Below are 13461 nucleotides of genomic sequence, written 5' to 3'. Positions count from 1 at the left end.
CCCACTGCCAATGGTCGCTCGCTTGCTATCCATCTTACAGCAACTGGCAATCGGCAATCGGCAATCGGCAATCGGCAATCGGCAATCGGCAATCGGCAATCGGCAATCGGCAATCGGCAATCGGCAATTAAACATCAAGCTGCAACACAACCGAACAGCCAAGCCACAGGCCCAATCAGCCATATCGGCTATTGGCCTCTTCTGCCACAGATCCGAGGAGGACCAAACCATTGCAGATAGACGAAAAGCTATAACGTCCGTCCAACAGGCGCTCAATTAGACAGCCCGTTAAGATCGGCCACATCCCTCACTACGTTGAGCACAATGCTCCAAACCCCGTCAACAGACCGAGAAGAACGCCATAAATTTAATTTATGTATTTTCCAAAATGGCCAAATTTTTGTTTATACCGTACATATATTCCTCCCCAAGCTCCTTCGCAGCCATTCTCCACCGGATAGAGGCCGTGCCCGAATTTGAACTGTTCACTCAACAGAACGTAACGCCTGTTAGTCTAAAGACATTTATGAGATGCAGGAGCAGGAGCAGGAGCAGGAGCAGGAGCAGGAGCAGGAGCAGGAGCAGGAGCAGGAGCAGGAGCAGGAGAGATTAATCGTTACAACGGCTTTGGCAACTTGGGTAGCAATATGACTTACCCAGCCACCCATTCAATCGCCACCAAGACAGCAAAACGCCAAAAAAAATGGCCGGATATCAATCCGGCCATTTTATCGCTTGGTCAAAGACTCAAGCTTGGATATCGCTTGTCAGCAACTTCTTATTAGAAGTTGTACTGCAGAGCAACAGTCCACTCGTCGTCCAGCTTCTCGATGCTCTGGATTTTGTATTCGGTGTAAGCTTTCAGCTTCGGAGTGAAAGAGTACTGAACACCCAGTAGAGTTTCGTCAACCAGATCCTTGTAGCTGGAACCGGCAGTGTTAGCTTTGACTTTGGACTCTTTAAAGTTGTAACCAGCCAGGAAGGTCCAGGCGTCTACGTTGTAGGACGCAGCCAGCTCATAACCACGGCCTTTGTCTTTGTCGCCAGCGGTCGCTGAAGAGTACTTCAGGTCGCCTTCGGTATACATACCGGCGAAGTAGAAACCATTGATGGCATAGTGAGCGCCCAGAGCCCACTCTTTCTTGTCACCAGTGGTGCCACTTACAGTGTTTTCCAGGTCGGAGTAGGCATAACCAGCGTTGAAGCCCAGACCGAAGTCAAAGTCGTAGCCAGCAGCAGCTGCATAACCGTAGTTACGCTTAACGTTGTCACCGTATACGGCTTTCTCTTTGATGCTTTGACCTACGTCAGTAACAACAACAGCTTTCTCATCGTTGGTCTGATAAGACAGTTTGCCTTTGAAGCCACCGATAGCGTTGGAGTAAATGATCTGACCTTCTTGACGACCGTCGTAGAAGTTACCGGCATCGCCCCACTCGTTGAAGATATCGGTCGGTTCCAGAACGTCGTAGAAGGCGGTATCGGTCTGACCGAAGATGATCTTACCGTACTGGGTGCCGTCGAAGCCGACATAGACGTGACGTGAGTTGAACTTGTTGTCGGAGTTTTCAGCAGAAACTTGCCACTCGGTCTTGGCGATAGCAGCCCAGGTGTTGTTCAGGGCAATTTTGCCAGACCAACCCAGACGGGAAGAACCGATCAGCTCACCATCGACATCTTGGTAGCTAGCAGCAGTGCCGGGAACGAAAACTGATTGACCAGTTTTAGTATCGAATTTATAGGCGTCGTCAGTTGCACCAACAGCCTTGTTGTGATCGCCGTAGTAGTTAGCCTGTACACGGCCGTATACGTCGAAAGTCACACCGTCTTTGTCATAAACAACGGCAGCGTTGGCTGCGGATGCAAACAGAGCCGGGATAGCAATAGCCAGAATTGTCTTTTTCATAGTTTCCAATGCCTACTGTAATTAAACACTAAGTCTTTGTTATTCCCTGTGTTAGCGATGTACTTTGCATCACTATGACGGCGAGACTAGCACCGGGTTTTCACAACCGCAACGAAAAAACTTGGAACTTTTTATGAAAAGCATAGTCACCGAGGCAGAAATGTGAGCCAGCTCTCACATTGTTCGCCCATCCAAAGAAAACGTTTACAATGCTTTTTGCTGTTTTTTTATACTTGCACAGCCTGTTTTTTAGGTAATTGCAGCTAACTCCCTGATAAACAACCAACCTCATCAGACCAGTGCGAAATGAGGGTGATGAAAGAGCGCCCCTCGACCCCGACAAGGGGATACGGGTATCCTTGGCCTTTCCCCGCGCAACAATCAAACTGGCCTCCTCTTTATGCTGTCAACTCGCCTCAAAGCCACCATTCGTCAAACCTACCGCCAGATTTCGGATGGCTTGCCCGGTTTTGTGCCGCGTAAAGAGCAGAATTTTCTGGTTGCCGAGATAGCCAAGACGCTAACCGGGGAGTATGACAAGCAGCGCCGTATTCTGGTGGCCGAGGCGGGTACCGGTATCGGCAAGTCCCTCTCCTATGCTCAGGGAGCGATCCCTGTCGCGAGATTGACCCAGAAAAAGCTGGTGATCTCCACAGCCACAGTGGCATTGCAGGAGCAGCTGATCCACAAGGATCTCCCCTTCTATCACCGCCACAGCGAGTTGCCGTTTCGCTTTATGCTGGTCAAGGGGCGTCAGCGCTACTGCTGCGAACATCTGCTGGAGCAGGCTGCAAGCGGTAGCGAGATGGCCAACTTCGAATTCGACTTCGGCGCCCTGAGCAAACACAAACCGTCCGAAGCCGACAAGAGTTGCTATCAGGCGCTATGGCAGGCCTACACCGAAGGCAAGTGGGATGGTGATCGGGACAACTGGCCCAAACCGATTCCCGACCTTTGTTGGGATCGTATCGCCGCCGATCGCCACACCTGCAACAAGGCCCTGACCCATCATCAACACTGCCCCTTCCACCGCGCCCGCAACGACATGGATGCGGCTGACGTGCTGGTGGTGAACCATGCACTGCTGCTATCCGATCTCACCATGGGCGGAGGCATTATTCTGCCGCCACCCGACGAGTGCATCTATGTGCTGGACGAAGCGCACCACCTGCCTACCATCGCCCGGGATCACGGCGCCGCCTCGGCCAGCGTCAAAGGCTCCCGCCGCTGGCTGGAAAAACTGGTGCAAAGTGCTGGCAAGCTGACTCGTACCCTCAATAAAGAGAGCCTCATCGACCCGCAATTGAAGTTGCAGGATGCCCTCGCCTCCATTCAACCCGACCTCAAGGCGGTGGAGCAGTGGCTCGCCAGCAATGACCGGCTGTTTGGCAGCGAGATGCACTACCGTTTTGGCGAAGGGGTATTGCCAGACCCGCTGCCGATGCTGGCAGAAAATCTCAAGGAGTCGAGCAAGAAGGCGCTACGAGCGCTGGACAGAATGCAGGCAGCCATCGGTGAAGCCCTGAAAGATGGCGAGCTCCGTCGCAAAGAGGCCGAGCCACTACTGGCCGAGAGCGGTTTTCATCTGCAGCGCTTGGAGAGCTTCTGCGCCCTGTGGGAGATGTTGGGGCGCCATATTCCCGAGGGGAAGACCCCGCTCGCCCGCTGGATGGCCAAGAGTGACGATGGCGACATCTGGCTGCATGCCTCCCCCATCGAGGTGGGTTATCTGCTGGAAGAGTGGCTCTGGTCCAGGTGTCTGGGCGCCGTGCTGGTCTCGGCCACCCTGACCGCCCTCTCCTCCTTTAGCTATTTCCGCCACCAGGTGGGTTTGAAGGAGCACGACGGCACCCGCTATCTGCGCCTGCGCTCCCCCTTTGATTATCAGAAGGCCGAGCTCTATCTGCCCAAGATGGCCCATGAGCCCAACTCCCCAGCCTTCACCAACGAGCTGATTAGTGCCCTGCCACGCCTGCTGGCGGGTAAAGAGGCAAGCCTGGTGCTCTTCTCCTCCTACCGGCAGATGAACGAGGTGGCCATTGGTCTCAGGGCAAAAGGACTCTCTTTGCTGGTACAGGGCGAAGCCTCCCGCAACGCCCTGCTCACCCTGCACAAGCAGAAGTGCGACGGCGGTCAGGCCAGCATCCTGTTCGGTACCGGCAGCTTTTCCGAAGGGCTGGATCTGCCCGGTCACTACCTCACCAACCTGGTCATCACCAAGCTGCCGTTCGCGGTGCCCAACTCGCCGGTGGAAGAGGCCACCGCCGAGTGGGTCGAGAAGCGGGGCGGCAATCCCTTTTTGCAACTGACGGTGCCGGAAGCATCGCGCAAGCTCATTCAGGCCTGTGGTCGCCTGATCCGCAAGGAGGCCGATCGGGGACGGGTCACCATTCTCGATCGCCGCCTGCTGACCAAACGCTATGGCAAGGGGCTGCTCGATGCTCTGCCCCCGTTCAAACGGCGTATTGAATGACACTCCCTAATCACGCTGCCACTCAATCTTAATGAGAGAAAAGATGATATCTGGGTTGATTTTGACCAACTCAAAGAGCAATTGCCGCAGTGGGCCAAACCTGTAAAAATGAGCCCCTGTTTTCAGCAGGCAATCGTCTGACTGTTCAAGGAGATGAAATGAAACTGACTGTTCTGGTACCGGCACTGGCTGGTCTGTTGTTTGCGGGTAGCGCTCTGGCCAATACCCAGGTCGAAGTAAGTGCCCCTTATGTTGCCCAGCTGATCGACGGCCAACCGATCAACCCCAAACTGCTCGACAAAACCAGCACTTTCCCGCTCAGCGCTGGCAAGCATCAGCTGGTTGTTGCTTTTGAAGGGAACTACTCCAGCCGGAACGACATCAAGCTGGTAACTGCCGAACCGCTGGTGCTCAACTTTACTGCCGCCGACAACCAGAAGCTGGTGCTGGACTTCAAAAAGCCCCGCAATGAAATGGAAGCCAAGCAGTTCGTCAAGGATCAGAAAGTTGCACTGAAAGACGCCGCCAGCGGTCAGACCGTGGCCAGCGAGCAGTTCGTGATGCCGAAAGTCGAAGGCTTCCAGCTGACTCGTGACTACCAGCAAGAGCTGATCAACATGGGCAAGGCATTCAACCAGCCCAAGACTGTCGCCATCTCCTCTGCTGCTGTTATGGCTGCCGCCAGCGCACCGGTACAGGTAGCGCCGAGCAAGGCCGAGAGCAACCCGGAAGCCCTGACCCAGCTGCAAAACTGGTACAACAAGGCTGATGCGGAGACCCGCAAAGCGTTCCAGATCTGGGTTATCCAGCAGCAGTAATTGGATGATTCATCCCGCATCGCCGGGAGAGACAAGGGGAGCCAGGCTCCCCTTTTTCATATCTGCAAAGGCCCTGCCGTCATGTCACTGCGCATCTTCTATCACCCCCTCTACTCTGCCCTGGCCCTGCCGGAGCGTCATCGCTTCCCGCTGGCCAAATATCAGGCGCTGTTTGAGCACCTTAGCAGCCTCGGCTATCCACTGGCTGAGGCCGCGCCCGCCAGCCGCACGCAGATAGAGAGAGTGCATGATACTGCTTATGTGGCGGCGGCCCTCGCCGGCACCCTCGATGCGAGCGCCATCCGCCAGCTTGGTTTTCCCTGGTCTCCCTTGCTGATTGAACGCACCCTGCGCTCGGTGGGCGCCACCATTGCCGCCAGCCGCCACGCCCTGGAGCAGGGTTGCGGCCTGCAGATCTCCGGCGGTTATCATCACGCCCACCGGAATGTTGGCAGCGGCTTTTGTCTCTTCAACGATCTGGTGATCGCCGCCCAGACCTGTCTGGACGAAGGGCGCTGCGAGCAGGTACTGATCATCGACCTCGATGTCCATCAAGGGGATGGCAGCGCAGCCCTGTGCCAAGGGCGGCGCGATATTATCACCCTCTCCCTGCACGGGGAGCACAACTTCCCCCGCCACAAGCCCGCCTCCCACATGGATTTCCCTCTGCCAAGCGGCATGCAAGACGATGCCTACCTCACCACGCTGGCAGAGGCGCTCAACCTGGCGCTGCGGCTCTACGCTCCCGACCTCATCCTCTATCAGGCTGGCGTGGACGTACACCGTGGCGACGAGCTTGGCTATCTCGCCTTGAGCGATGAGGGGGTGCGCCAGCGCGATGCCATGGTATTTGACTGCGCCCGGCAACACGGCTTGCCCATTGCAGCCGTACCGGGTGGTGGCTACCGGCGCGACTGGCAGCAGTTGCTCCCGCTGCACATGTCATTGTTTGAAGAAGCAAAAAAGCGTTACGGCTAGCCGTTAATCTCTGATAACCGCTATTGCAGACAACAACAAGGCGGCCCAAGGGCCGCCTCTGCGTTATATCGAACGTCATTGCGCCGTATTTATCCCTTATTCGGGAATTGAGGATGGCGCCCTGCTGTAGCTCTCGTTCAGGCATGGGCTACCGGCGTCGGATGTTTCCCCATGGGGCGCAGCAGCATCAGCAGATAGATAAGCGACACGCCGGCGATCATGATGAAGAGCAAGTTGTCCGAAAGGTGCTGCATCAGCAGCGCTGTATAGGCTGGGCCGAGCAGGCTGCCGATGGTATAGCTCAGCAGCAGTGCCTGATTCATCGCCACCAGCTGATGGTGTTCTACCTTCTCGCAGGCCCACGCCATGGCCACCGGATAAAGAGTAAAACCGGCAGCGCCCAGGATAAACAGGGCTGGCCCCATCGCCACGCCGCTCAGCATGGCTGCGCAACCGAGGATCACTACCAGCACCTGCACCCGGAGTACCGGCAGACGCCCGAAGCGATCCGCCAGACGGCCGACTGGCCACTGCCCCAGGATACCGGCACTCACCATCACCGCCATCCAGTAGCCGATCTCTCCATCGCTCACCCCCTGATGATTGAGGTAGAGCGGCATCAGGCCATAGAGCGATCCCAGCACGATGCCGGAGATGATGCAGCCATCGACCCCGAGCCGCGCCTGACGCAACCGCAGCATCGGCCAGACCCGGGTCGTTCCCTGTGCTTCGCTGTGCTCACTGACGATGCGAGTGAACAACAGCGGCAGAATCGCCGCCAATACCAGTCCGGTCGCCCAGGGCAGCACGTCCATCAGGCCGGTCGGCAGCTTGCTGACCAGCAGCTGCCCAAGCACTGTCCCCAGGTAGTAGACCATCATGTAGGCGGCCAACAGTCGCCCCCGATTGTGCGCGTTGCCGCTGCACATCAGTGCGCTCTCCACCACCACCCAGATCATGGCGCAGCCGATACCGGCAATGAATCGCCAGGCGAGCCAGCTCCAGAAACCGAGGGTAATGCCGAGCCCGACACAACCTGCGGCAAAGATAACGGAGGAGAGGTAGTAGCTGCGGTTAAAGCCAAAACGCTTGATCAGGGTGCCCGCCAGCAGGGTTCCCAGCAGGTTGCCACTGAAATAGGAGGATCCGACCATGCCCACCTGCCAGGTCGGCAGATTGTCATGGGCAAGCCAGAGCGGCACCAGAGTATTGAGCACCGCGATGGAGAGGGTCAGCAGCAACAGGCCACAGAGCAGTAACAGCACTGGCCGGGTGTATGTGGTCATGGGTAGAACCCTGAGGAGAGTCAAAATGCGAGCGCATCATGCCACTGCCAAATCCATTGTCAATCGGCGCTGCAGCCAAGTCGCAAGGTTTTGTTGCACGCAGTGATTGCTGCGAGATGCGGCACCATTTAATGCCGGCTTTATCTTTTTGATTAACGTGAAATTTGGCCATGTTACCGGCATATTGCCAGTTGAAAATCATCCCCTTAGCGCTGCCTTGGCTCGCTTTTGCGGCCATAAACAGAAGAGGCGGCCCCGTGGGCCGCCTCTTCTTTTATACCGAGCTCAATGCCGATTAACGCTGACGCTTCTTGGCGTACTTGCGGCGGGCCCGCGCCTGGCGCTCCTCTTCCCGCTCCGCCTTCTCTTTGGCCTTCTGCTCGGCCTCGGCATCAGCTTCCACGATTTCTACGCTCACCATCTCTGGGGTCTCCAGCGAGATGCGGCCCAGCATCCCCGAGCGGAATTCGTTGACCAGGATCTCGGACGCCTTGTGCAGATCCGCCAGCCCCCCCTTGCGCATGAAGCCGCGCTGGCGAGCGATCAGATCCAGCAGCTCGATCTCGGTCTCGGGCAGCTCTTCAATCTGATAGCGCGCCTTGATCCGCTCCGGATACGCCTTGAGGAAGTAATCGGCGGCGAACATAGCGATGTCCGCATAGTCATAGACGGTATCCTTGATAGCCGCCGTGATGGCCAGCCGATAACCGCAGGAGGGCGGGTTGAGCTTGGGCCACAAAAAGCCCGGGGTATCGGTCAGGATGACGTGGTTGTCGAGCTTGATCCGCTGCTGGGACTTGGTCACCCCCGCCTCGTTGCCGGTGCGGGCGATGATGCGCCCGGCCAGGGTGTTGATCAGGGTGGATTTGCCCACGTTGGGAATACCCATGATCATGGCGCGCACGCCGCGCAGCTCCAGATTGCGCTCCGGCAGCATCTCATGGCAGAGGGTCAGCAGTTGCTTGATCTTCTCGGGCTCCTGCTGGGTCAGGGGCAACGCCTTGATCCCCTTCTCCTTTTCCATATGGGCCACCCACAGCTCGGTGATCTCGGGGTCGGCGAGATCCGCCTTGTTGAGCACCTTGATCACCGGAGTATCGCCGCGCAGCTCGGGCACCAGCGGGTTTTCGCTGGAGAAGGGGATGCGGGCGTCGAGCATTTCGATGATGACATCGACCTGGGGCATGACCTCGGCAATCTCTTTGCGGGCCTTGTGCATGTGACCGGGGAACCAGTTGATGGACATATCCGTTACTCTCATCTAAGGACTGCGGGCGCGGGCTTGCAATGAAGCGAGCGGCGAGCGGTGGTGGACGCAGGGCGTCGCAAGGGGGCGCATTTTACCTGCACCCGCCCCGATTTGACAGGCCATTCTAGCCCGCAGGTCCTAAACCGGCCAGATTTCCTCCCGTTTGTCAGCCTTGTCAGGCTGCGCTGCAGAGTCCGATTATTGATAGATAAGTGATTGATACAACATCACATTCAGATATCACTTTCACCGGATTGTCATTCACTCTCACTAAAAGTGTCATCTGCGACCTCTAGGCTGCGCTCAGGTTTTACAAGGAGCGAACCTCGATGAAAAAAATGGCAGGTGTTGCAGTGATGATGGGGGCCGCACTGGTCGCCGGCTGCAACTCAGAGAACAACTCGCAGGAGAACAAACCCGGCTCTGGCGCCCGGAACGTGATCTTCTTCCTTGGCGACGGCATGGGGCTCAACACCCTGACCGCCGCCCGCATCTACGGCGTTGGTGAAGAGGGCAGCCTCACCATCGATACCCTGCCGGAGACGGCCTTCATCAAGACCTTCTCCCACGACTCTCAGGTGACCGACTCGGCCCCCTCCATGTCCGCCTACATGACCGGGGTCAAGAGCAACAACGGCGTCATCAGCATGGACAGCGACGCCACTCAGGAGAGCAACTGCAGCAAGAGCGCCGGCAAGCCGGCCACCACTTTGCTGGAGCTGGCCAAGGCCGCTGGCCGCGGTACCGGCGTAGTCACCACCACCCGGGTGACTCACGCCACCCCGGCCGCCACCTATGCCCACCTCTGTAACCGGGATCTGGAAGCCGACATCGCCGCCCAGCTGGTGCCCGGTGGGGCCGGTTACAACAGCGCCCTTAAAGGGGGGGTGGACGTGGTGCTCGGCGGCGGCAGCAGCTTCTTCTTGCCCAAGGCCGACAAAGGCAAACGCGAGGATGGTCGCAACCTCATCTCCGAGATGAAGGCCAAGGGCTACCAGTTTGCCGGCAACCTGGACGAGCTGAACAAGGCCGAGGCAGGCAAGCCGCTGCTGGGGCTGTTTGGCGCAAGCCACATGAAATATGACCTGGATCGCCCCGCCAGCGAGCCCTCCCTGGCCCAGATGACACTGGCAGCCATCAAGCAGCTCAAAGAGAAGAAGCAGGGTTACTTCCTGATGGTGGAAGGGGGCCGCATCGACCACGCGCTGCACGACACCAACGCCAAGCGTGCACTGCAGGACACCCTCGCCTTCGACAACGCCATCAAGGCGACCCTCGACGAGGTGAAGAAAACCGATCCCGAGCTGAAAAACACCCTGATCGTGGTCACTGCCGACCATGACCACACCCTGGTACTCAACGGCTACGCCAAGCGTACCGGCAAGACCACGGCCGACAACCCCGGCGTGCTCGGGCTGGTGAAGAACTACGAAACCGGCGAGCCGAGCAAGGATGCCGACGGCATGCCCTACACCATCATCGGCTTTGGCAACGGCTACAACCGGGTGGACGGGCCGCGCAGCAGCGTGGCACCGCTGGATGACGCCACCGTCTCCGCCAACGACTATCACCAGGAGGTAGTGGTCAAGGTGGGTGAAATCGGCAACGAGACCCACGGCGGCACCGACGTCTTCCTCGGCGCCATCGGCCGGGGAGCGGATAGCTTCCACGGCTCACTCGACAACACCGCCGTGTTCGGCAAGGTCAAGGCTGCGGCCGGGCTGTAAGGAGCATTCCCATGAAAAGAGCCATCAACCAATCGATGAAGCAGAACCTGCATAAAACCTTGGTCAGCACGGCCCTGCTGGCCGCCCTCTGTGGCGCGACCCAGGCACAGGCCGCCGATGCCAAAAACGTCATCCTCTTTATCGGCGACGGCATGGGCCCCACCGTGCTCACCGCTACCCGCCTCTACAAGGTGGGGGAAGAGGGCAATCTGGAGATGATGAAGCTGGCCCGCAGCGCCCGCATCAAGACCTTCTCCAACGATGCCCAGACCACCGATTCAGCCCCCTCCATGGCGGCCTACACCACCGGGGTCAAGATGAACAACGAGGTGATCGCCATGAGCAGCGACACCAAAGCCGTCGCACCCGGCAAAGACGCCAACGGCAACAAGGGCGTCAACAACTGCACCAGCGACAACGGCAAGCCAGTGCCCACCATTCTCGAGCTGGCCAAGGCGGCGGGCAAGTCGGTGGGGGCCGTCACCACCACCGAGCTGACCCATGCCACCCCGGCCGCCACCTACTCCCACATCTGCCATCGGGATGCCGCCTACGCCATCGCCGCACAGGCGGTACCGGGCGGCGCCGGCTTCAACACAGCCTTGGGGAACGGGGTCGACGTGCTGATGGGGGGCGGCGCCAACCACTGGACGCCCTACAACAGCACCAGCAACAAGGGCGGCCGTGCCGACGGGCGGGATCTCACCGCCGAACTGACCGCGCAGGGCTATCGCTACGTCACCACTCGCTCTGACCTTGCCAAGGTCGAGAGCGGCAAGCTCATCGGCCTGTTCAGCGCCAAATCCCACCTCGACTACGAGCTGGACCGCGTCGCCAAGGGGGCAGCCAATACCCAGCCCTCGCTCTCCGAGATGACCGCCAAGGCGATCGACCTGCTGAGCCAGAACAGCCAGGGCTACTTCCTGATGGTGGAAGGGGGCCGGATCGACCACGCCCTGCACGGCACCAATGCCAAGCGCTCGCTCACCGACGCGGTGGCGCTTGACGACGCGGTCAAGACGGCGCTCGGCAAAGTGGATTTGAAAGATACCCTGATCGTGGTCACCGCCGACCATGACCACACCATGACCATCAACGGTTACTCCGCCAAGGGCAACAAGGTGCTGGATCTGGTGAAAAATGGCGACGGCTCGACCCAGAACGACGTGGATGGCAAGCCGTTCACCACCCTGGTGTTCGGCAACGGCCCCAACCGTCCCGACGTGCGCCCCACCCTCACCAGCGATCAGGTGATGGCGGACGACTACCTGCAGGAGACCGGGGTCAAGCTCGGCTCCGAGACCCACGGCGGCGGCGATGTCATGCTGTTCGCCGACGGCGCCGGCAGCAGCCGCTTCAAGGGGACGCTGGATAACACTAAGGTGTTCGGCAAGCTGAAGGAGGCGCTCGGCATGTAAACGGCAGGGCCCGGCGAGGTGCCGGGCCCTGCTCGTTCGAGCGATCACTCATGATGCGATATTTACTTCCGTTGTGGCTGCTCGCCAGCAGCCTCTCTTTTCCCCTCCTTGCCGATGAAGTCCCCGATCTGGCCGCCCGTATCCGCTATCAGGACAGGGTGACCAGCAGCGACGGCATCAGCAAGGAGAGCCAGTGGCAGGAGAAGTGGCTGCGGGTCGGCGATCAGGTGTGGAGCCAGCGGCTCATCCCGCTGCCCCTTGCCCGCGCTTACCACTCCACTCACGATGCCACCCCGGGCCACAAGCACTTTACCCACCAGATGGCGGCGCGCTGGGTGACCCGCGGCCAGCAGGGGATGCTGCAACTGCGCTACGCCGACAGCTGGCACAACCAGCTGGTAGAAGTGCCGGAGGAGGAGTACGGTCAGGTGGCTTTCAAACCCGACTGGCCGCGGATCCGCCATCTCATCAACCCGGCCCTGTTGCAGGAGATGACGCCCCTCGATGAAAGCGCCCCCGAACAGGCGCGCTGGTATGAAAGACGCGAGGGCAACCAGCGCACCCGCATCCTCTGGTCGAGCCGCTGGCAGTTGCCGCTGGTGGTGGAGTCGGCGAGCCTCGATGGCTATCGCAGCTACCGGATGGAGGTGACCCTAAAAACGCTGCCCAAGAATTTGCCCTGGCAGCAGCTGGAGGGGTATCAGACGCTCGATCTGCGGGACTTCTTCGATTGAGATGAGGCTCCATAGCGGGCTGACTTGTCTCTGCGGGATGTTACACTCTGTGTACTCATCCCGGATCAGGTCTGCCATGCGTCTCCCCTTGCTCCTGCTGCTCTGCACCTCGCTCCTGCCAGCCTTTCACGCCCGGGCCATGGTGGTGGTCGCGGCTGAAATTCCCCCTTACGTGATCCGCTCTCACCAGGGCGCCCCGAGCGGCATGGCCATCGAGGTGCTGGAGGAGGCGGCCCGTCGCCTCAAGGAGCCGCTGACCATCGAGCTGATGCCGCTGGCTCGCGCCCTCAGCCAGACCCAGCACCGGCAGGATGTGCTACTGGTGCCGCCAGTGAGAAGCCCCCAGCGCGAGCCGCTGTTTCTCTGGATTGCCCCCTTGCTGGACGAGGCCTTCGTGCTGGTGACTCATCGTCAGCACCATCCCCAACCGCTGACAACCGGTGAACTGCCCGGTCTCACCATCGGCGTAATGCGCAGTTCCTATGGCCAGAGCCTGCTGCTCCCGTTCAAACGGATCAAACAGGAAGAGGTGGCCGAAGAGGTCAACAACGCCAGCAAGCTGGCTCGTGGCCGCATTCAGGGCTGGGCGGTGGCCTGGAACAGCGCCCGCTACAACCAGCTGCAGGCAGGCTTGCCGCTGGTGGATCTGGTGCGCGGTGAAACGTTGAAACAGGCCGCGCTCTACCTGGCGGCCAGCCCCCATTTTCCAGCCAAAGAGGCAACACGCTGGCGCAACACCATCGCCGCCATGCGCGATGACGGCAGCCTGGCCCGCATCATCAAGCAGTACGATTACCAGGCACCCTGACAACCTTGTCAGGATAATTGCCAAAGCCGTTCAGAATGGTTATGGTAGCCCCATGAAAAGATTC

The 13461-nt window shown here is 59.1% G+C and carries 10 protein-coding genes; 7 read left to right on the top strand and 3 right to left on the bottom strand.

The features are described 5' to 3' along the window. Positions 1 to 781: 781 nt before the first annotated feature. The gene (locus NOM67_RS00490) at positions 782 to 1906 is read right to left on the bottom strand and encodes a porin (protein ID WP_156852080.1); all 1125 of its coding nucleotides are present in this window, start codon (positions 1904 to 1906) and stop codon (positions 782 to 784) included. A gap of 400 nt (positions 1907 to 2306) precedes the next feature. On the opposite strand from NOM67_RS00490, the gene dinG reads away from it, so the two are divergent. From dinG to NOM67_RS00475, 3 genes are all read left to right on the top strand, one after another. Continuing rightward, entirely contained in the window at positions 2307 to 4379 is a 2073-nt protein-coding gene (dinG, locus tag NOM67_RS00485) for an ATP-dependent DNA helicase DinG (RefSeq protein WP_255933081.1), read from the top strand. A gap of 158 nt (positions 4380 to 4537) precedes the next feature. Beyond that, positions 4538 to 5197, top strand: a complete 660-nt coding sequence (locus NOM67_RS00480; RefSeq protein WP_041209892.1) for a DUF2057 domain-containing protein — start codon at positions 4538 to 4540, stop codon at positions 5195 to 5197. A gap of 81 nt (positions 5198 to 5278) precedes the next feature. Further along, a complete protein-coding gene (locus NOM67_RS00475) occupies positions 5279 to 6175 on the top strand; it encodes a histone deacetylase (RefSeq protein ID WP_255933080.1) in 897 nt (298 codons plus the stop codon). 137 nt (positions 6176 to 6312) lie between these two features. On the opposite strand, the gene NOM67_RS00470 is transcribed toward NOM67_RS00475, so the two are convergent. Then, a complete protein-coding gene (locus tag NOM67_RS00470) occupies positions 6313 to 7461 on the bottom strand; it encodes an MFS transporter (protein WP_156852083.1) in 1149 nt (382 codons plus the stop codon). Positions 7462 to 7756: 295 nt separating this feature from the next. Then, complete coding sequence (gene ylqF / locus NOM67_RS00465; protein WP_033114400.1) at positions 7757 to 8707, bottom strand: ribosome biogenesis GTPase YlqF; 951 nt, start codon at positions 8705 to 8707, stop codon at positions 7757 to 7759. A 332-nt stretch (positions 8708 to 9039) separates the two neighbouring features. Between ylqF and NOM67_RS00460 the strand changes: the two genes are divergently transcribed. From NOM67_RS00460 to NOM67_RS00445, 4 genes are read left to right on the top strand one after another with little or no spacing between them, the layout of a single operon-like run. Then, complete coding sequence (locus NOM67_RS00460) at positions 9040 to 10437, top strand: alkaline phosphatase (RefSeq protein WP_255933079.1); 1398 nt, start codon at positions 9040 to 9042, stop codon at positions 10435 to 10437. An 11-nt stretch (positions 10438 to 10448) separates the two neighbouring features. Next, positions 10449 to 11855: an alkaline phosphatase gene (locus NOM67_RS00455; protein WP_305121602.1), complete on the top strand. Its 1407-nt coding sequence runs from the start codon at positions 10449 to 10451 to the stop codon at positions 11853 to 11855. 50 nt (positions 11856 to 11905) lie between these two features. Further along, the gene (locus NOM67_RS00450) at positions 11906 to 12589 is read left to right on the top strand and encodes a hypothetical protein (protein ID WP_255933078.1); all 684 of its coding nucleotides are present in this window, start codon (positions 11906 to 11908) and stop codon (positions 12587 to 12589) included. Positions 12590 to 12626: 37 nt separating this feature from the next. Continuing rightward, positions 12627 to 13397 (top strand): substrate-binding periplasmic protein, encoded by a 771-nt coding sequence (locus NOM67_RS00445; protein WP_370689108.1) that lies wholly within the window; start codon positions 12627 to 12629, stop codon positions 13395 to 13397. The last annotated feature ends 64 nt before the right edge of the window (positions 13398 to 13461 follow it).

It is taken from the genome of Aeromonas sp. SG16 (assembly GCF_024436135.1).
Classification (GTDB): domain Bacteria; phylum Pseudomonadota; class Gammaproteobacteria; order Enterobacterales; family Aeromonadaceae; genus Aeromonas; species Aeromonas jandaei.
Note: the sequence above shows the minus strand (reverse complement) of the source record. Positions and strands in the feature narration are given on the sequence as shown.